Origin of the sequence: Amnibacterium kyonggiense (assembly GCF_004364555.1) — a bacterium.
GTDB classification, from domain to species: domain Bacteria; phylum Actinomycetota; class Actinomycetes; order Actinomycetales; family Microbacteriaceae; genus Amnibacterium; species Amnibacterium kyonggiense.
Genome location: NZ_SOAM01000002.1, coordinates 32,173 through 49,366, shown reverse-complemented (window position 1 = coordinate 49,366; position 17,194 = coordinate 32,173). Strand labels below are relative to the sequence as shown.

The following is a 17,194-nucleotide window of genomic DNA, read 5'->3' as shown; positions in this document are numbered from 1 at the left end:
CCGCTCCTGCCGAGAGCCGTGGTCCGACAGGCCGCCGGATCGGTCAGCCCACCGTGCTGACTCCGTCCCTTCCGGCGTCACCACGGAACGTCGAGCATGATCACCGTGACGATCATGAGCACGAACCCCGGCAGCAGTGCGAGAAGTCGTTGCTGACGCTCGGACCGGTGCTGCCACCGTTCCGAACCGCGCTTCACGTGCCGGATGATCGACGGGTACGAGGTCGCGCTCCGCGTCCACGTCCTGCCGACGTTCGGCGACCGGCGCATCACCACGATCACCGGGTAGGACCTGGAGGCATTGATGGCGGCGCTGCGCGCGAAGCCGAAGGCGAACGGGCGCCCCCGGTCGGAGACGTCCGTGCTCGGCACCTTCGAGGCGCTCGCCCGGGTTCTCACCTACGCCACCGGCAGCGGATCATCGCCCACTCCCCCCACGGCGGCGGTGACCCGACCCCGCCCGGACACGGAATAGGGCGCGGTTCCTCAATCTGGATGAGGTGGACGCCCTGGCGCACGCGCTGGCCGACGAGCACCCGTTCGATCCGTTCGTGCGGTTGGCGGGTGTTACAGGCCTCCGTGCGGGCGAGCTGGCAGCACTGCGCATCCGCGACGTCGACCTGCTGCACGGCGAGCTTTAGGTGCGACGGACGATGTCGCACACGTCGGCGGGATGGGTTGTCACGGCGCCGAAGTCCGCCCGGTCCGCCGCGACGTCCCGATCCTGCATGAGCGCGTCCTGGCTGACCTCGACCACTACCTGCTCAGCCACCCGCACGCAGACGACCCGGACGTAGCGCTATGGCCCGGGAAGGTGCCGGGGCACCGAACGCTGTCCTACGACTACGCCTTCGCCCCCAAGGGCTTCTACCGGTACCAGTTCCGTCCCGCCGCGGCCCCTGCCGGGCTCGGCGACCTGAAGCTGCACGAGCTCCGGCACGCCGCGGCGACGATGTGGGTCGAGAACGGCATCTCGACGCGGGACGTAAGCCCACTACTCGGGCACGCGAGCTACGCGATCGCGGACCGGGTGTACGCCCACGTGCGGAAGCGCGACTGGTCCGCGGAGCGCCGCCGGATATCCGCAGCGGGTGCCCGTCATCCGGTCACGCCGGTCGCACTGCGAAGCTAGTGACCGACGTTCAGCGCTTGAACCCCTGGATCGCCTTCATCAACTTCATACCGGCCGACCACGACAGCTCGTTGCCCTCGAACTCGCAGCGGTACAGCCCTTGCAGGTTCGAAGGAACGGGTACGCGCTTGTCCCACAGCAGCACAACACGTCGGTCGTAGAGGACGAATGCGGCACCGATCTCGATCAGCACGTTCTGGTTGAGGGTGTACTGGCCGTCGACCCCAGCGACCGCCTCTCCGCTGACGCAGATGATGCCGGCGTTGCAGTTGCGCATGGCCCCGAAGACCTTGTCGGGCACGGGGATCGCAGCCGTCTCCTCCTCGACCGCCACCTCCCACGCAATGTCAGCGACATCGAGGATCGTCTCGACCTGCTCGACCACATCCATGTTCTTGCCATGCGAGATGAAGACCCTGACCGCCTCGCCGTCGGCCGACGCACGGCTCACCGCGGCCGGGATGGCTGGTCCGGTTGGCTGCACGGGCTCCTCCACGACGAGGTCCGGCTCCGGCTCAGACGGCGCTCCCGGCAGCTCGACGGGTTCCTGCGCAGGGTCCTCCCACGGCGGGTCGCTCGGACCGGCCTCGACCACGGACTTCACGACGTCGGCCGCCATCTCCAAGCGGGTGGCAGCGCCGCCGCGACCAACTACGTAGCGGCCCAGGCCCGCACCGTTCGCGACGTTAAAGAAGCAGGTCACGGCGGCCTTGATCGACGCCTCGTTGTCGGTTCCGAGCGACGCGTGCTGGTGTTCGTGCCAGTTCGCGGCGAGCTCGTCCACGGTGATCTCCGTGAAGTGCTGGTGGTACGCCCACTCGATCGCGGCACGGTACGCCGGGATGCCGTTCACGACCTGCAAGAAGACCTGCGCAGGATCACTGGCGTTGCGCGAGAGCTGCCGTCCTCGCTCGGTCAACTTGTAGCGCTCGCCGTCCACCTCGACCAGACCCCATGTTTGGTACGCGGTCAGCTTGCGCCCGTCGAGGACCCGACTGTCCAGTACGCCCTTCGCCTCCGCGAGAGTCGCGCCCACCGGCTTGGTCTTGAGGTAGTTCACGACGGTCACCGCGTCGTCGACGGTCGTCTTGATAGGCAGCACGGTCCCGCAGAGTAACGGCGACCTCGGACACTCCCGCGAACCATTCCCACTGAGCGGATGACGGAGGGGTTTTCGCGGGGATTTCCGCGACAGACACGAAAGAAGCCCTGGCAGAACATCGGTCCTACCAGGGCTTTTACGGTCGGGCTGACAGGATTTGAACCTGCGACCCCTTGACCCCCAGTCAAGTGCGCTACCAAGCTGCGCCACAGCCCGTGGCGGCGCGCAGGGAGTGGAGTCCCTGCGAGCCTCCGACAGTGTAGCGGGCGGCGGGACCGCGGCTCGGACCTCCCGCCCCTCCAACTGGGAGTCGAGCGCGGCGGGGCGGGTGCCCTTGGATCAGCGCACTCCGCACCACTCCCGCGGATCGAACCACTGGAGCACCATGCACCTCTCTGCTCTGCGCACGGCGGCGATCGCCGGCTCCTGCGCCATCGCCCTCTCGTTCGTCGCCCTGCCCGCGCACGCGGTCACCGTCTCCGCCTTCAGCCACTCGGGCTCCGAGTCGGGCACCTCGTCCAGCGACAGCGCCACGACCTCCACCGACGACTCCGGCACCGCCGCCGGTGACGACGGAACCGCCACCGAGGCGGGCGACGGCAACGGCGGGGCGGAGGCCGGCGACGACAACGGCAGCGACGCCACGGACGACGGCACCGACGCCGGGGACGACCAGGGCGACGACGCCTCCGACGACCAGGGCGGCGACACGGGCGGGTCCGCATCGACCCCGGTCGCGCTGCCCGCCGAGCAGGGCACGCCCACGCAGACGTTCCGCGACACCGTGCTCCTGCCGAAGGAGCTCCGCACCAGGGGCATCAAGGTCGTCTACTCGGGCCTCACCCGGAAGGCGCACTACCAGCCCTACTTCTCGGGCGGCCAGTCCGGCGGCCCGATCAGTGAGGTGAAGCGGGCGAACGGCAACGGCTCGCTCACGCTGGTCATCCGCCCGCGCAAGGACCTCGCCTGGATGTCGACGCTCGGCGCGAGCTTCGTCATCGGCCTCCGCGGGGTCGACACGGACCTCGACCTGACGCAGCAGATCCAGGTGAAGTACGACTCGGACGCCGCGCTCACCACCGAGCGGCACGGCAAGCGCGTCGCGCTCGCGGTGTCGGTGGACCGCGAGACGGAGTCCGGCAGGGCCGCGGCCTGGAAGAAGGTGCAGGTCCACTTCCAGAAGAAGGTCGACGGCACCTGGGTCACCGTGAAGACGACCCGCACCGACGCGAAGGGCGTCGCGAAGGCGACGGTCAAGGCCGGGAAGGCCGAGTGGCGCGCCGTCGTCGCCGCCGGCAAGAAGGTCGCCGGCAAGACCACGCGGTCGCACCGCCGCTGAGTCCAGCACGAGCAGCGGAGGGCGTCGCCGGGTTCCCGGCGGCGCCCTTCGTGGTTCCCGGGAACCGCGGGTAGAACAGCCGGATGGACGAGCAGCGGACGACGGTCGCGATCTCCGGCGGTGGACCGGCGGGGATCATGCTCGGCCTGCTGCTCGCGAAGCGCGGCGTCGAGGTGACGGTGCTCGAGAAGCACGCCGACTTCCTCCGCGACTTCCGCGGCGACACCGTGCACCCGATGACGCTCGACATCCTCGACGAGCTCGGCCTCATGCCCGAGTTCGACCGCCTCGTGCGCGGCCGGATGCGCGCCGTCGACTTCTCGACCACCGACGGCACGCTGGTGCACCAGGACCTCGATGCGGTCGCGCCGAAGGGCGCGAAGTACGCGGAGATCGCGCTCGCCCGCAGTGGGACCTGCTCGACCTCCCGTCCCGGAAGGCGCGGGAGTTCCCGGCCTTCCGGCTCGAGATGGAGGCGGAGACGATCGGCGTGCTCCGCGACCGGCAGGGTCGGGTCCGCGGCCTGCGCTACCGGCAGGGCGGGGAGGAGCACCGGCTGCGCGCCGTCGCGAGCATCGCCGCCGACGGCCGCCACTCCGGCCTGCGCGGAGAGATCGGCACGGGCCTGCGGACGCTCGGCTCCCCCATCGACGTCCTCTGGTTCCGGCTCGACCGGCGGGAGGACGAGCCGACCGAGCTGCGCGGCACGATCGGCCGCGGTGGCGGTCTCGTCGCCATCAACCGCGGCGACTACTGGCAGGTCGCGTTCCTCGTCAGGAAGGGCACGGACGAGGAGATCGAGGCGACGGGCCTGCCCGCCTTCCGGGAGCGCGTCGCCTCCGTGGCCGCGTGGACCGCGGACCGGCTCGACCAGCTGCGGACGTGGGACGACGTGAAGCTGCTCTCGGTCACCGTCGAGCGGCTGCGGCAGTGGGCGGTACCGGGGCTGCTCGCGATCGGCGACGCCGCGCACACGATGTCGCCGCTGGGCGGCGTCGGCGTCAACCTCGCGATCAGCGACGCGGTCGCCGCGGCGAACCTGCTCGCGCCCGACCTGCTGCGGGCGCAGGCGGACCCGGACCGCTTCGAGAAGGTGCTCAACCCGGCGATCCTCGACCGGGTGCAGCAGCGGCGGCAGTGGCCGACGATGCTCACCCAGCGCATCCAGGTGCTCGGCCAGAACCGGGTGATCGCGTTCACCGAGACGCCGCCCGGGCGCTCCCTGCTGCCGCCGGCCCCGGCACTCGCGCTGCTGCGCGGCCCGATCGCGCGGATGCTCCCCCGCGTCTTCGTCTACGGCATCCGCCCGGAGCGCGTCGCGGGCTGACGGCTCCCGGGTCCGGGGATCCACGCGGATCCCCGGACCCGGGAGCACGCCGGGTCAGACGGCCTGCTCGAGCTCCTGGACCTCCTCGGGGGTCAGCTCGATGTCGGCGGCCTTCATGTTGTCCTCGAGGTGCGCCACCGAGGACGTGCCCGGGATCGGGACCATCACCGGCGAGCGGTGCAGCAGCCACGCGAGCGCGAGCTGCGACGGCGTCGCGGAGTGCTTCTTGGCGAGCTGGTCGAGCTTGCCGCCCTCCTTCGCCAGGCCGCCGGTCGCGAGGGGGAACCACGGGATGAACGCGATCCCGTTCTGCTCGGAGTGCTCGAGCAGCGGCTCGGCGTCGCGCTTCGCGAGGTTGTAGAGGTTCTGGACGGAGACGATCGTCGCGATCTTCTGCGCCTCCTGCAGCTGCTCGACCGACACCTCGGAGAGCCCGATGTGCCGGATCTTGCCCTCGTCCTGCAGCTTCTTCAGCTCGCCGACCTGGTCCTCGAGCGGGACCTTCTCGTCGATCCGGTGCAGCTGGAACAGGTCGATCGCGTCGAGCTTCAGGCGGCGGAGGCTCTGGATCGCCTCCTGGCGCAGGTACTCGGGACGGCCGACGGGCGGCCAGACGTTCGGCCCGGTCCGTGTGAGGCCGGCCTTCGTCGCGATGACGACGCCCTCCTTGTACGGGGCGAGCGCCTCCGCGATGAGCTCCTCGGCGACGTAGGGGCCGTAGGAGTCGGCGGTGTCGATGAAGTCGACGCCGAGCTCAACGGAGCGCTTGAGGACGCGGATCGCCTCGTCGTGGTCCTTCGGCGGGCCCCAGACGCCCGGGCCGGTCAGCTGCATGCTGCCGAAGCCGAGGCGGTGGACCGTGAGGTCGCCGATCGTGATGGTGTCGGGAACGGTTGTCGTGTCAGTCACGGAGGTCGATGCTCGTCGCCGAATCTGAGTGCACGCCGGACTCCTCCTGATGCACGGAAGGGCCCCGTCCGAGTCCGGACGGGGCCCTTCCTGGGAAGCCGGTCAGGCCTGCGCGGCCTGCTGCTCCTTCTGCTGCTCGGCCCACTGCTCGCGGACCTTGTCCATGTCGAGCGCCTCGACCTGCTCGATCAGGGACTCGAGCGCCTGCCCGGGGAGCGCGCCCGGCTGCCCGAACACGGGGATGCCGTCGCGGTAGACGACGAGGGTCGGGATGGACGTGATGCCGTACATCGCGGCCAGCTGCTGCTGGTCCTCGGTGTCCACCTTCGCGTAGGTGATGCCCGGGTGCTGCTCGCTCGACTGCTCGAAGACCGGCGCGAACTGCTTGCACGGGCCGCACCAGTCGGCCCAGAAGTCGATGAGGACGGTGCCGTCTGCCACGGTCTCGTTGTGGTTCTCGATGGTGAGGGTCTTGGTCGCCATGCCTCGGGCAACGCCCCTCGGGATCCGTGCATTCCCGCTCGGTACGGTGCGCCGCATGAGCACCGTCGTGATCGTCGGCGGCCACGGGAAGGTCGCCCTCCGCCTCGCGGAGGCGTTGACCGCCCAGGGCCGCACCGTCCGCAGCACCATCCGGAACGAGGCGCACGGCCCGGACGTCGAACGGGCCGGCGCCGAGCCGTACCTGCTCGACATCGAGTCGAGCGACGCGGAGGACTTCGCCGAGGTCTTCGGCGGGGCCGACGCGGTGGTGTTCAGCGCCGGCGGAGGCGGCGACGGGAACGTCGAGCGCAAGCGCACGGTCGACCTGGAGGGGTCGCTCAAGTCGATCGAGGCGGCGGGACTCGTCGGGATCCGCCGCTTCGTGCAGGTCTCCGCAATGGGCGTGGACGAGCCGGCCGCCGACGACGCGGCGCCCGCCTGGCGCGCGTACGTCGAGGCGAAGCGGGACGCCGACGTCGCACTCCGCGGGAGCGGGCTCGACTGGACGATCGTCCGGCCGGGCGGGCTGACTGACGACCCGGCGACCGGGTCCGTGCGGATCGCGCCGCGGCTGTCGCCCGGGCGGATCTCCCGCTCCGACGTCGCCGCGGTGATCGCCGCCGTCCTCGACGACGACGCGACGATCGGCGCCCAGTTCGAGCTGGTGGAGGGCGAGCAGACGATCGCGGAGGCGCTCGCCTCGCTGCGCTGAGGCGGTCCCTGCGCGGATCGGGCCCGAATGCGAGCCAGGCGACGCCGCGTTACGCCTCGACCGGCGGCGTCGCCGTGCGCTCCCTAGCGTCGGCGGCATGAGCGGACAGAGCATCGCCGAGCAGGTCGACACCTTCAACGGCGGATTCAACGAGCAGATCGGGCCGGTGCTGGCCGACGTCTTCGTGCAGGAGCAGGCGGCGCTGAACGCGAACGGCGTGCCCGACGGCGCGGTCCGGGAGGGGGACGCGGTGCCCGATGCCGCACTGGTGCGCGCCGACGGCTCGACCGTCGCGCTCGGCGAGGTGCTGGCGGACCGACCGGCCGTGCTCGTCTTCTACCGGGGCGCGTGGTGCCCGTACTGCAACATCGCCCTGCAGACCTATCAGCGGGACCTCCTGCCCGCGCTCCGCGAACGCGGCGTCGAGCTCGTCGCGATCAGCCCGCAGACACCGGAGGGCACCGAGCAGGCGGTCGCGAACGGCGGTCTCGAGTTCACCGTGCTGTCCGACCCGGCGAACGCGCTCGTCCGCGAGCTCGGGATCCTCACCGAGCCGAGCGGGGAGGCGCGCGACGCGCACACGCAGCTCGGTTTCGACGTCGCCGACAGCAACGCCGACGCGACCGGCGACATCCCGTTCCCGACCGTGCTCGTCGTCGACGGGGACCGCGTGGTCCGCTTCGCGGACGTGCACGTCGACTACACGACCCGCACCGAGGTGCCGACGATCCTCGAGGCCGTCGACCACCTCTGAGCCGCCGTTCTTCGTCATGGAGGGCGCCGAGTCCACCACGACGAAGAACGGGGCCGCCCGGGTCAGGGGGTGGGCATCCCGCCGTTCACGTTGAGCGTCTCGCCCGTCACGTAGCTCGATTCCGCGCTCGCGAGGAACACGTACGCCGAGGCGAGCTCCGCCGGCTGGCCGGGACGACCGAGCGGCGTCTGCACGCCGAATTCCGAGAGCGCCTCCGTCGGCTGGCCGCCGGCCTGCTGCAGCGGCGTCCAGATCGGGCCCGGCGCGACGACGTTGACGCGGATGCCCTGCTCCGCGACCGAGCCGGCGAGCGCCTTGCTGAACGCGTTGATCTGCGCCTTCGTGCTCGCGTAGTCGATCAGCGTCGGGCTCGGCGCGTACGCCTGGATCGACGACGTGTTGATGATCGTGCTGCCCGGCTTCATCTGCGCCACGGCCGCCTTGCACAGCCAGAACAGCGCGTAGACGTTGGTCTTCATCGTCTCGTCGAACTGCTCGGTCGTGATGTCCGCGATCGCCTCCTGCGTCTGCTGCTTGCCGGCCACGTTCGCGAGAATGTCGATCCCGCCCAGCTCGTCCACGGCCTTCTTGATGAGCGCCTCGCAGTACGACTCGTCCTTGAGGTCGCCGGGGAACGCGACGGCCTTCCGGCCCGCCTCCTCGACGAGCCGCACGACCTCCTTCGCGTCCTCCTCCTCCTCGGGCAGGTAGGACAGCACGACGTCCGCGCCCTCACGGGCGTAGGCGATCACCGCCGCGCGCCCGATGCCGCTGTCGGCGCCGGTGACGACCGCCTTGCGGCCGGTCAGCCGTCCCGAGCCCCGGTAGGTGCTCTCCCCCGCGTCCGGCTTCGGGTGCTGCTCCTGCTCGGTGCCGGCGCCCTTCTGGTACTGCTTCCAGCTGTCGTCGGGCTTCGGGTACTGGGTGGTCGGGTCCTGGAGCGTGTACTGATCGGTCACGACGAGCGACCCTAGGAACCGGAGCGGGACGTTTCCGCCGTGCGCGCTGCACGCGCCCTGAACGGCCACCGTGAAGCTCGCGGGGGCACGTGCGCGGTGGCGGCGGCGATCGCCGCCTCCGGCCGCTCGCCCTGGAGCTTCACGAGCACGACCCCGGCGAGGATCAGGACGCCGCCGACCAGCTGGATCGGAGCGGGCAGGTCGCCGAGCAGGACCCAGGCGGCGAGCACCGCGAACAGCACCTCGAAGAGCCCGACGAAGGACGCCACGCGGCTGCCGAGGCGGGCGCCGCCCGCGATGCCGAGCAGGTACGCGGCGGTCGTCGAGACGAGCACCATGACGCCGGCCGACACCCACCACGGCACGGCCGTGCCGGCGAGGAGGACCTCGCCGAAGGCGAAGCGGAGCGGCACGATCCCCACCGCGGCGACCGCGAGCAGCAGCACGCTGCCGACGAGCATGGCGGCGGTGAGCAGCACGATCGGGTGCAGGTCCGGGTCGACCCGCGCGTTGACGACGTAGTACACTGCGACGCCGATCGCGGCGATGAGCGCGAGGACCGGGCCGACGGGATCCGCGCCGCCGCTGCCGGTCAGGTCGACGACGAGCAGCAGCCCGGCGACGGCGAGCGCGCAGCCCGCCAGGACGCGGCCGCCCGGGCGGCGCCGGGTGCGCAGCCAGCTCCAGAGCACGAGGAGCACCGGCGCGAGGTACTCGATCAGCAGCGCGCCACCCACGGACATGCGCGTGATGGCCGAGTAGAAGAACAACTGCACGACGGCGACGGCGAAGGCGCCGTAGGCGACGATCGTCCAGGCGTTGCGGCGCAGCACGGACCACCGCCCACGCAGCAGCACCAGCGCGGGCACGAGGAGCGCGAGGACGGTGCCGAGGCACCGACAGAGCACGGCGGCGGTCGAGCTCCAGCCGCTCTCGAGGAGCGGGCGGACGAAGGGGCCGCCGACGCCGAACGCGAACGCCGCGAGGACCGCGAGCGGCAGCCCGAGCGCCGTGTTCCTGGTCCGCACGAGCACCCTCCCCTGTCACGAGTCAAAGCACGTACACTCATGACATCGGGTGCAAGCCTATCGAGTCGCTGTCAGGAGTCAACGCGTGTTCACCAATGACGTCGAGCTCAGCCTCCAGGCGGCCACGACCCTCGTGAACACGCTGCCCGACGCGTCGCACAGCGGTCAGGACGAGCTGACGACCATCGCGCAGCTGAGCGCCTGGTTCGAGGGCGAGGGGTTCACCGGCGACCGGCTGGGCACGCCCGCCGAGCTCGAGTCCCTCCGCGCGCTGCGGCTCCGACTGCGGGCGCTCTGGGAGGCGGCGAGCGATCGGGACGCCGCCGCGCTCGTCAACGCGATGCTCGCGGAGGGCGGCGCGCTCCCCCGCCTCGTCGACCACGACGGCCTCGGCTGGCACGTCCACGCGAACGCGCCGGACGCCCCGCTCGCCGACCGCGTCATGGTCGAGATCGCGATGGCCTGGGTCGACGTGCTGCGGCAGGACGAGCGCGCCCGCATGAAGCGCTGCGCCGCTGACGACTGCGAGGCGGTGCTCGTCGACTTCAGCCGCAACCGGTCGAAGCGGTTCTGCGACGTGGGCAACTGCGGCAACCGGATGAACGTCCGCGCCTTCCGTGCGCGCCACGCCGCCTCCGCCTGAGCGCCGCTCAGTCGAGGAGGTAGACGCGGGACTCCCAGCCCGCGAGCGTGATCGAGCCGGGCCGGAGCACGTCCGCGCGGCCCTCGACGCTGCCGAGCAGCAGCCGCGCGCCCGCCCAGCCGTCGCCGAGCTCGAGCTCCCGCGGCGCCCGACTGCAGTTCGCCACGACGAGCAGGCGCTGCCGGTCGAGGGTGCGGACGTACGCCCAGATCTCCGGGTCGTTCTCCATCACGCCCGTGAAGTCGCCGGTCGCGAACACCGGGTGCTCGTGGCGCAGTGCGATGAGCGCGCGGTAGTGCTCGAACACGCTGCCCGGCTTCCCCACCTGCGAGACCGCGTTCAGCCAGGACCGGTTCGGGTTGACGGGCAGCCACGGCTCTCCCGTCGTGAACCCGGCCTGCGGCGACGCGTCCCACTGCACCGGGGTCCGCGCGTTGTCGCGGCCGACCTTCGACATGCCCGTCAGCGCGGCCTCCTGGTCGAGTCCCTCCTCGAGCACGCGCTTCCAGTGGTTCACGGCCTCGACGTCCCGGTGGTCGTCGGCGGAGCGGAACGGGTAGTTCGTCATCCCGAGCTCCTCGCCCTGGTAGACGTACGGCGTGCCGCGCATGCCGTGGAGGATCGTCGCGAGCGCCTTCGCCGACTGCTCCCAGTACGCCGGGTCGTCGTCCCCGAAGCGGGAGACGGCGCGCGGCTGGTCGTGGTTGTCCCAGTAGAGGCTGTTCCAGCCCTGCTGCGCGAGCGCGGTCTGCCAGCGGTGCAGGGAGCGCTTCAGCGCGAGCCGGTCGAGACCGATCCAGTCCCACTTCGACGTCGGCCCCTGGTCGATCGAGACGTGCTCGAACTGGAAGACCATGTCGACCTCGCCGCGCGCGGGGTCGGTGTAGAGGATCGCCTCCTCCGTCGTGACGCCGGGCATCTCGCCGACGGTCAGGTGCTTCCCCTCCCGGCCCGCGAAGACGCGCTCGTGCATCTCGGCGAGGAACTCGTGGATGCGCGGGCCGTTCGCGAACAGCTGGAACGCGTTGACGTAGCGCTCGCCCGGCACGGGCGGCGCGTCGGCGAAGGACTGCTCCTTCGAGATGAAGTTGATGACGTCCATCCGGAAGCCGTCGACCCCGCGGTCGAGCCACCAGCGCATCATCGAGTAGACGGCCTCGCGGACGTCCTCGTTCTCCCAGTTGAGGTCCGGCTGCTTCCGGTCGAAGAGGTGCAGGTAGTACTGGCCCGACGCCTCGTCGAACTGCCAGGCGGAGCCCGAGAAGAACGAGCCCCAGTTGTTCGGCTCCTGTCCGGGCTCGCCAGGAGCACTCGAAGGGTCGCGGCCGTCGCGCCAGACGTACCAGTCGCGCTTCGGGCTGTCCTTCCCCGCGGCGGACTCGACGAACCACGGGTGCTCGTCGGAGGTGTGGTTCACGACGAGGTCCATCACGAGCTCGATCCCGCGCGCGTGCAGCGCGGCGATCAGCTCGTCGAGCTGCTCGAGCGTCCCGAACAGCGGGTCGATGTCGAAGTAGTCGCTGATGTCGTACCCGTTGTCGGCCTGCGGGGACCGGTAGATCGGCGAGAGCCAGACGACGTCGACGCCGAGCTCGGCGAGGTGGTCGACGTGCTCGAGGATCCCGCCGAGGTCCCCGATCCCGTCGCCGTTCGAGTCCGCGAAGCTGCGCGGGTAGATCTGGTAGACGACGGCGGAGGTGAACCACGCGGGATCGGACACGGGAACCATCCTGGCCCGGCTCGGAGGACCGCGCGGTAGAGAGGCTCCGTGGACGAACGCATCGACGCGCTGCTCGCGCTGCAGCGGCCGGACGGGAACTGGGGCGTCGGGGTCTACGACCCGGCCGACTGGTGCTCGACGACCGATGCGCTCTGGCTCCTCCACGAGCTCGACGCACCCGCGGACGATCCCGGCGTCCGGCGCGCCGTCGACCTCGTGCACGAGCGCGTGCGGTGGGAGGAGGGGAACGGCGGCCGGCCCTACTTCCAGGGCGAGACGGAGGCGTGCGTCAACGGACGGGTCCTCACGCTCGGCGCCCGGTTCGGGTGTCCCGAGCCGGCGCTCGCCGCCCGCCTGCTCGGCGAGCAGCTGCCCGACGGCGGCTGGAACTGCGAGGCGCCGGCCAGCACCCGCGGCTCGTTCCACTCGACGATCTGCGTGCTCGAGGGCCTCCTCGGGTTCGCGCGGGCCGTCGGATCGAGCCCGGCGCTCGACACCGCGCTGCACCGGGGGCACGAGTACCTCCTCGACCGCGGCCTCCTCCGGAGCCGCACGACCGGCCGCGTCCTCGACGAGGCCTGGCTCGTGCCCCACGCGCCGGTGTACTGGTGCTACGACGTGCTGCGCGGCCTCGACCACCTGCGCGCCGCGGGCGTCGCGCCCGACGACCGGATCGCCGACGCGGTCGACACCCTGCGCCGCGCACGGCGCCCCGACGGCGCGTGGATCGCGGCGCCCGCGATCGAGGCCGAGCAGATCCTCGTGCTCGAGCCGCCGGGATCCTCCAGCGTCCTGATCGCGGAGCGCGCCGCGCGCGTGCTCGCCTGGGCGGAGGGCTGAGGCGGAGCCCTCCGCGGTCCGGGAGGATCGACGCGTGCTCGACTTCACCTGGGGCGACGACGCCTTCCCCCTCCGCTTCACCGCCGCCGACGACGGTCCCGTCCTCGCGTCCGTCACGACCGGCGTCGACGCCGTCGAGCCGCGGCGACCCGAGCAGCGCGCGCGGCCGGCGCTCGTCGAGGTGCTCGCGGTCGGCGAGGGCCGCGGGCTCGGCAGCATGCGCGCGATCCGCACCGCGATCGGCGACCGCCTGCGCCTCGTCGAGCACCGGGCGGCGTCGGCCGGCGGCCGCAGCACGCTGACCCTCGTGCAGCGCGACGAGCGCACCGGGCTCGTCGTCACCACGCGGATCGAGCGGTTCGCCGGGACGGCCGCCTACCGGGTCTCCTCCGTGCTCGAGAACCGCGGCGCGGCGCCGGTGCTGCTCCAGCAGGTCACCTCCGGCACCTTCATCGGCCTGACGGGGCACCTCGGCGACGCGGTGGGCGTCGACCTGTGGACCGCGCGCAGCGAGTGGTGCGCGGAGAACCGCTGGTCCTCGACCGCCCTCGGCGGCACCGCGGGGCTCGCCGACATCGACGCCGCCCTGCACGGGCACTTCGCGCGCGGCTCGATCGCGCTGACGGGGCACTCGACGTGGCCGTCCGGCGAGTGGGTGCCCGTCGCGGTGCTCGAGCACCGCGACTCCGGCCGCGCGCTCGCATGGGAGGTGGAGCACAACGGCCCCTGGCGGTGGGAGCTCGACACCCTGTTCGACCCGGCGGAGGCGCTCGCGCTCGCCCTGCTCGGGCCGACGGACGTCGACCACGGGTGGCTGCACCGGCTCGAGCCCGGCGGCTCGTTCTCCACCGTCCCGGCGTCGATCGCGCTCGCCGAAGGCGGCTTCGCCGGTGCGATCGGGCAGCTGACCGAGCACCGGCGCCGCTCGCACCTCGACGTGCACGCGGACACGGCCCGGCCGCTCGTGTTCAACGACTACATGAACGCGCTCATGGGCGACCCGACCACCGAGAAGCTGCTGCCGCTCATCGACGCGGCCGCATCCGTCGGCGCCGAGGTCTTCTGCATCGACGCCGGCTGGTACGACGACGGCGGCGACTGGTGGCCGAGCGTCGGCGCGTGGGAGCCCTCCACGGTCCGCTTCGGCGAGCGCGGACTGCCCGGCGTGCTGCAGGTGATCCGCGACCGTGGGATGACGCCCGGGCTCTGGGTGGAGCCGGAGGTCGTCGGCGTCCGCTCCCCCGTCGCGCGGACCCTGCCGGAGGAGGCGTTCATGCACCGTGCCGGCGTGCGGATCGTCGAGCACGACCGGTACTTCCTCGACCTGCGCAGCCCCGCGGCCCGGGCGCACCTCGACGCCGTGTTCGACCGGCTCATCGGCGAGTACGGGGCGCGGTACTTCAAGTGGGACTACAACGTGACCCCCGGGTCCGGACCGGACGCGGACGCGGCGAGTCCCGGCGACGGCCTGCTCGGCCACGCCCGCGCGCTGCTGACGTGGGTGGTGGACCTCCGGCGGCGGCACCCGGGCGTCGTGCTCGAGGCGTGCTCCTCCGGGGCGCAGCGGATGGACTCGGCGACGCTCGCGCGCTTCGACCTGCAGTCGACGACGGACCAGCAGGACGCGCGGCGGTACGCGGCCATCGCGGCGGCCGCCCCGGCGGCGATGCCGCCCGAGATGGCGGGCGACTGGGCGTACCCGCAGTCCGAGTGGAGCGACGAGCGGATCGCGTTCACGCTGGTCACGGGCCTGTCCGGCCGGCTGTACCTGTCCGGGAACCTCGACCGGCTCGACGAACGGCAGCTCGGCCTCGTCCGCGAGGCGACCGCCGCGTACCCGGAGGTCGTCCGGCACCACGCCCGCGCGCTGCCGTCCTGGCCCCTCGGGCTGCCCGCCTGGGATGCGCCGCAGGTCGCCCTGGCCACGGCGAGCGCCGCGCAGACGCTCGCATTCGTCTGGAACCGGCAGGAGGACGCGACCTCCGTCGCCCTCGCGTTCCCCGCGCTGCGCGGCCGCGAGATCGAGGTGCAGACGGTGTTCCCGACGGCGCTGCCCGTCTGGCCGACCTCCTGGGACGCGGCGACGGGTGTGCTCACCGTCGACCTGACCGGCGCCGGCGAGGCGGCCCGAGTCCTCCGCCTCCGCCTCCGCTGAGGTTCACCGACCCGGATGAGGTTCACGGATACGGAGGTTCGGGGCCGGTTCTCCGTATCCGTGAACCTCTGCCGGGGAGTCCGGCGGCGTCAGAGGGGGCGCTCGAAGACGAAGTCGTCCTCGTAGCGGTCGCCGAGCCGGAAGCGCTTGACGCCGACGCGCTCGAAGCCGTGCTTCGCGTAGAACCGCTGGGCGCGCTCGTTCTCCTGGTTCGTGCCGAGCCACATGCCGGCCGCACCCCGCGCACGGCCCGCCTCCAGCGCCCGGGCGAGCAGCTCGGCTGCCGTCCCCCGGCCGTGGCCGTCCGCACGGACGTAGATCTTCGACAGCTCGACGGTCGGCCGGACGCGGAGCGCCCCGGCGACGTCCGGGTCGGCGGGCTCGCCGAGCACGAGCATCGCGTAGCCGTCGAACGGTCGCCCCGGCGTCGTCTCGGCCACGAGCAGCGCCCGGGCGGGATCGGCCAGGTAGCGGGTGAAGGCCGACTCGGAGAGGGCGGTCGCGATGAACTCGTCGATCGCGGCCTGCGGCGTGCTCGGCGGGCACGCGAGGCCGAAGGTCGCCGCAGCCACCTCGGCGAGCGCGGCCGCGTCGGCGGGGCGGGCCGCGCGCACGGTCACGCGGAGGCCTCGGCGGCGCGCGCCTCCTCGCGCGCCTCCCAGTCCCGTCGCAGCAGCCCCATCAGCACCTCGTCCGTGAAGCCGCCGTCCGTGAACACCGCCTCGCGGCGCACGCCCTCGACCTGGAAGCCCGCCTTCTCGTAAGCGGCGCGGCCGCGCTCGTTGAAGGCGGCGAGGGAGAGGCCGATGCGATGCAGGCCCATCGCGCGGAAGCCGTACCGGCAGAGGGTGCGGACGGCGTCGGTGCCGTATCCCCGGCCGACCTGGGTCGGGCCGATGATGATGCCGAGCGTCGCCGCTCGTGCCGGGAGCGCGGCGCCCCAGAGCGTCACGTGCCCCACGAATTCGCCGGACGCGCGCGTCTCGACGCTGAACCCGACCCCGGCGCCGGAGTCGTTCGTGCTCCAGCGGCGGAACAGGTCCTGGGCGGGTCCGTCCGGCTGCGGCCGCACGGTCTGCTGCTGGAACACCTGCCACTCCGGGTCGCCCCACCAGCGCTCGAGGTGGAGGAGGTCCCGCTCCTCGAGCGGGCGGAGGCGCACCAGGTCGCCGAGGAGGAGGTCGCGGCCGTACGCCTGCGCGGCATCGGCGTCCAGGGTGGGCATCGGGCCAGTATCCCGGTGCGCCGCCGGGGATCGCCCGCCGATGTCCGCGCTGTCGGTGGGCGCTGATCGAATGCGGCCGCGCCCGTGCCCCGGCATCCAGGAGGAACCATGGCCGAGAAGATGGGCGTCGAGGCGCGCATCGAGCACTTCCTGCGGGTCTCGCAGGACCCCGCGGCGACGCAGGCCGAGCGGGACACCGCCGGCCAGGAGGCGGAGCGGCTGCTCGCGAAGCACGCGATCGACCGGCTGACGCTCGACGTCGACGGCGCCCGACGCGCCGAGCGCGAGCCGATCGAGCGGCGCACCGTCGTGGTCGCCGGCGGACGCGGGACGACCGCGCTCGACGTGGTGATCGGCCTCAGCGCCGCGGCGAAGGCGCTCGGCCTCGTCGCCCACTACCGCGACCGCCGCACCGTCAACCCCTGGGACGACCCCGGCTCGCGGCCGCACGTCGAGCTCGCGGTGACGGGATTCGCCTCGGACCTGGCCCTCGCGGTGCCGCTGCTCGAGTCCCTCGCGGTCCAGGCGGCACTCGCGGTGAAGGCCTGGTGGCGGAGCGATCCGCGTCACCGGATGATCCCGAAGTGGGACGCGCACCTCTCCCGGTGCGCCTTCGCGCAGGCCTTCGGCGCCGGTGCCGCGGCCCGGCTCGACGAGGGTCGCGAGCGCGCGCTCGCCGACACCGGCACGGGCACCGCGCTCGTCGTCGCCGCTCGGGAGGAGGCCGTGCAGGACTGGGTGCGGGACAACCTGCACGTGCGCCGGGTCACCGACCGCCGCTCGTTCTCGGGCTACGGTCGCGCGCCCGGCTACGCGGCGGGCCTCCGCTCCTCGGGCACCGCGCAGCGCTCCGTCGACGCGTGACCG

At 72.3% G+C, this 17,194-nt stretch carries 20 protein-coding genes, 1 tRNA gene and 1 pseudogene; 11 read left to right on the top strand and 11 right to left on the bottom strand.

Annotation, left to right across the window (positions count from 1 at the left end; translation table 11 throughout):
- Positions 1-77: 77 nt before the first annotated feature.
- Positions 78-371: a hypothetical protein gene (locus tag CLV52_RS08630; RefSeq protein WP_133765964.1), complete on the bottom strand. Its 294-nt coding sequence runs from the start codon at positions 369-371 to the stop codon at positions 78-80.
- A 128-nt stretch (positions 372-499) separates the two neighbouring features.
- Between CLV52_RS08630 and CLV52_RS08625 the strand changes: the two genes are divergently transcribed.
- Positions 500-640: a site-specific integrase gene (locus CLV52_RS08625; RefSeq protein ID WP_162850768.1), complete on the top strand. Its 141-nt coding sequence runs from the start codon at positions 500-502 to the stop codon at positions 638-640.
- On the opposite strand, the gene CLV52_RS19050 is transcribed toward CLV52_RS08625, so the two are convergent.
- On the bottom strand, positions 637-771 hold the full coding sequence (locus CLV52_RS19050) for a hypothetical protein (protein WP_281276060.1): 135 nt from the start codon (positions 769-771) through the stop codon (positions 637-639). The genes CLV52_RS08625 and CLV52_RS19050 overlap by 4 nt on opposite strands.
- A 42-nt stretch (positions 772-813) precedes the next feature.
- On the opposite strand from CLV52_RS19050, the gene CLV52_RS08620 reads away from it, so the two are divergent.
- Positions 814-1,131: a tyrosine-type recombinase/integrase gene (locus tag CLV52_RS08620; RefSeq protein ID WP_162850767.1), complete on the top strand. Its 318-nt coding sequence runs from the start codon at positions 814-816 to the stop codon at positions 1,129-1,131.
- Between the two features lie 10 nt (positions 1,132-1,141).
- On the opposite strand, the gene CLV52_RS08615 is transcribed toward CLV52_RS08620, so the two are convergent.
- Together CLV52_RS08615 and CLV52_RS08610 are read right to left on the bottom strand one after the other, a co-directional pair.
- The gene (locus CLV52_RS08615; RefSeq protein ID WP_133765961.1) at positions 1,142-2,233 is read right to left on the bottom strand and encodes a TIR domain-containing protein; all 1,092 of its coding nucleotides are present in this window, start codon (positions 2,231-2,233) and stop codon (positions 1,142-1,144) included.
- A gap of 142 nt (positions 2,234-2,375) precedes the next feature.
- Positions 2,376-2,449, bottom strand: a tRNA-Pro gene (locus tag CLV52_RS08610).
- Positions 2,450-2,618: 169 nt separating this feature from the next.
- Here CLV52_RS08610 and CLV52_RS08605 point away from each other — a divergent pair.
- The 3 genes and pseudogenes from CLV52_RS08605 to CLV52_RS18895 all read left to right on the top strand — a co-directional run bounded on the left by CLV52_RS08605 (position 2,619) and on the right by CLV52_RS18895 (position 4,899).
- On the top strand, positions 2,619-3,572 hold the full coding sequence (locus CLV52_RS08605; RefSeq protein WP_133765960.1) for a hypothetical protein: 954 nt from the start codon (positions 2,619-2,621) through the stop codon (positions 3,570-3,572).
- An 83-nt stretch (positions 3,573-3,655) separates the two neighbouring features.
- Positions 3,656-3,847, top strand: a pseudogene (locus tag CLV52_RS19045) (FAD-dependent monooxygenase); the annotation flags it as partial.
- 140 nt (positions 3,848-3,987) lie between these two features.
- Positions 3,988-4,899, top strand: a complete 912-nt coding sequence (locus CLV52_RS18895; protein WP_342773150.1) for an FAD-dependent monooxygenase — start codon at positions 3,988-3,990, stop codon at positions 4,897-4,899.
- 54 nt (positions 4,900-4,953) lie between these two features.
- Here the strand turns inward: CLV52_RS18895 and CLV52_RS08590 are convergent, their stop codons facing one another.
- Positions 4,954-5,808, bottom strand: a complete 855-nt coding sequence (locus CLV52_RS08590; RefSeq protein WP_133765957.1) for an aldo/keto reductase — start codon at positions 5,806-5,808, stop codon at positions 4,954-4,956.
- Positions 5,809-5,910: 102 nt separating this feature from the next.
- Positions 5,911-6,291 carry a thioredoxin gene (gene trxA / locus CLV52_RS08585; RefSeq protein ID WP_133765956.1) on the bottom strand — a complete coding sequence of 127 codons (381 nt, stop codon included), beginning with the start codon at positions 6,289-6,291 and terminating at the stop codon, positions 5,911-5,913.
- Positions 6,292-6,346: 55 nt separating this feature from the next.
- Between trxA and CLV52_RS08580 the strand changes: the two genes are divergently transcribed.
- Both CLV52_RS08580 and CLV52_RS08575 read left to right on the top strand, forming a co-directional pair.
- Entirely contained in the window at positions 6,347-7,003 is a 657-nt protein-coding gene (locus CLV52_RS08580; RefSeq protein WP_133765955.1) for an SDR family oxidoreductase, read from the top strand.
- A gap of 97 nt (positions 7,004-7,100) precedes the next feature.
- Positions 7,101-7,757, top strand: coding sequence for a peroxiredoxin-like family protein (locus CLV52_RS08575; RefSeq protein ID WP_133765954.1), 657 nt, complete (start codon positions 7,101-7,103; stop codon positions 7,755-7,757).
- 62 nt (positions 7,758-7,819) lie between these two features.
- Here the strand turns inward: CLV52_RS08575 and CLV52_RS08570 are convergent, their stop codons facing one another.
- Both CLV52_RS08570 and CLV52_RS08565 read right to left on the bottom strand, forming a co-directional pair.
- Complete coding sequence (locus tag CLV52_RS08570) at positions 7,820-8,716, bottom strand: SDR family oxidoreductase (RefSeq protein WP_133765953.1); 897 nt, start codon at positions 8,714-8,716, stop codon at positions 7,820-7,822.
- Between the two features lie 11 nt (positions 8,717-8,727).
- Positions 8,728-9,744, bottom strand: a complete 1,017-nt coding sequence (locus tag CLV52_RS08565) for an EamA family transporter (protein ID WP_162850766.1) — start codon at positions 9,742-9,744, stop codon at positions 8,728-8,730.
- Between the two features lie 85 nt (positions 9,745-9,829).
- Here CLV52_RS08565 and CLV52_RS08560 point away from each other — a divergent pair, with 85 nt between their 5' ends.
- On the top strand, positions 9,830-10,387 hold the full coding sequence (locus CLV52_RS08560) for a CGNR zinc finger domain-containing protein (RefSeq protein WP_133765951.1): 558 nt from the start codon (positions 9,830-9,832) through the stop codon (positions 10,385-10,387).
- Between the two features lie 7 nt (positions 10,388-10,394).
- Here the strand turns inward: CLV52_RS08560 and CLV52_RS08555 are convergent, their stop codons facing one another.
- On the bottom strand, positions 10,395-12,107 hold the full coding sequence (locus CLV52_RS08555; protein ID WP_133765950.1) for an alpha-glucosidase: 1,713 nt from the start codon (positions 12,105-12,107) through the stop codon (positions 10,395-10,397).
- 48 nt (positions 12,108-12,155) lie between these two features.
- Between CLV52_RS08555 and CLV52_RS08550 the strand changes: the two genes are divergently transcribed.
- Both CLV52_RS08550 and CLV52_RS08545 read left to right on the top strand, forming a co-directional pair.
- Entirely contained in the window at positions 12,156-12,947 is a 792-nt protein-coding gene (locus CLV52_RS08550; protein WP_133765949.1) for a prenyltransferase/squalene oxidase repeat-containing protein, read from the top strand.
- Between the two features lie 34 nt (positions 12,948-12,981).
- Positions 12,982-15,102 carry a glycoside hydrolase family 36 protein gene (locus CLV52_RS08545; protein ID WP_133765948.1) on the top strand — a complete coding sequence of 707 codons (2,121 nt, stop codon included), beginning with the start codon at positions 12,982-12,984 and terminating at the stop codon, positions 15,100-15,102.
- A gap of 89 nt (positions 15,103-15,191) precedes the next feature.
- On the opposite strand, the gene CLV52_RS08540 is transcribed toward CLV52_RS08545, so the two are convergent.
- Both CLV52_RS08540 and CLV52_RS08535 read right to left on the bottom strand, forming a co-directional pair.
- The gene (locus tag CLV52_RS08540) at positions 15,192-15,722 is read right to left on the bottom strand and encodes a GNAT family N-acetyltransferase (RefSeq protein ID WP_133765947.1); all 531 of its coding nucleotides are present in this window, start codon (positions 15,720-15,722) and stop codon (positions 15,192-15,194) included.
- Positions 15,719-16,327: a GNAT family N-acetyltransferase gene (locus CLV52_RS08535; protein ID WP_133765946.1), complete on the bottom strand. Its 609-nt coding sequence runs from the start codon at positions 16,325-16,327 to the stop codon at positions 15,719-15,721. The genes CLV52_RS08540 and CLV52_RS08535 overlap by 4 nt, the downstream gene beginning before the upstream one ends.
- A gap of 108 nt (positions 16,328-16,435) precedes the next feature.
- Here CLV52_RS08535 and CLV52_RS08530 point away from each other — a divergent pair, with 108 nt between their 5' ends.
- A complete protein-coding gene (locus tag CLV52_RS08530) occupies positions 16,436-17,191 on the top strand; it encodes a hypothetical protein (protein ID WP_133765945.1) in 756 nt (251 codons plus the stop codon).
- Positions 17,192-17,194 lie beyond the last annotated feature (3 nt).

Coding starts and splice junctions, on each gene's coding strand:
- trxA (WP_133765956.1), bottom strand. CDS start 6,291: ATGGCGACCAAGACCCTCACCATCGAGAACCACAACGAGACCGTGGCA.
- CLV52_RS08605 (WP_133765960.1), top strand. CDS start 2,619: ATGCACCTCTCTGCTCTGCGCACGGCGGCGATCGCCGGCTCCTGCGCC.
- CLV52_RS08530 (WP_133765945.1), top strand. CDS start 16,436: ATGGCCGAGAAGATGGGCGTCGAGGCGCGCATCGAGCACTTCCTGCGG.
- CLV52_RS08580 (WP_133765955.1), top strand. CDS start 6,347: ATGAGCACCGTCGTGATCGTCGGCGGCCACGGGAAGGTCGCCCTCCGC.
- CLV52_RS08575 (WP_133765954.1), top strand. CDS start 7,101: ATGAGCGGACAGAGCATCGCCGAGCAGGTCGACACCTTCAACGGCGGA.
- CLV52_RS08535 (WP_133765946.1), bottom strand. CDS start 16,327: ATGCCCACCCTGGACGCCGATGCCGCGCAGGCGTACGGCCGCGACCTC.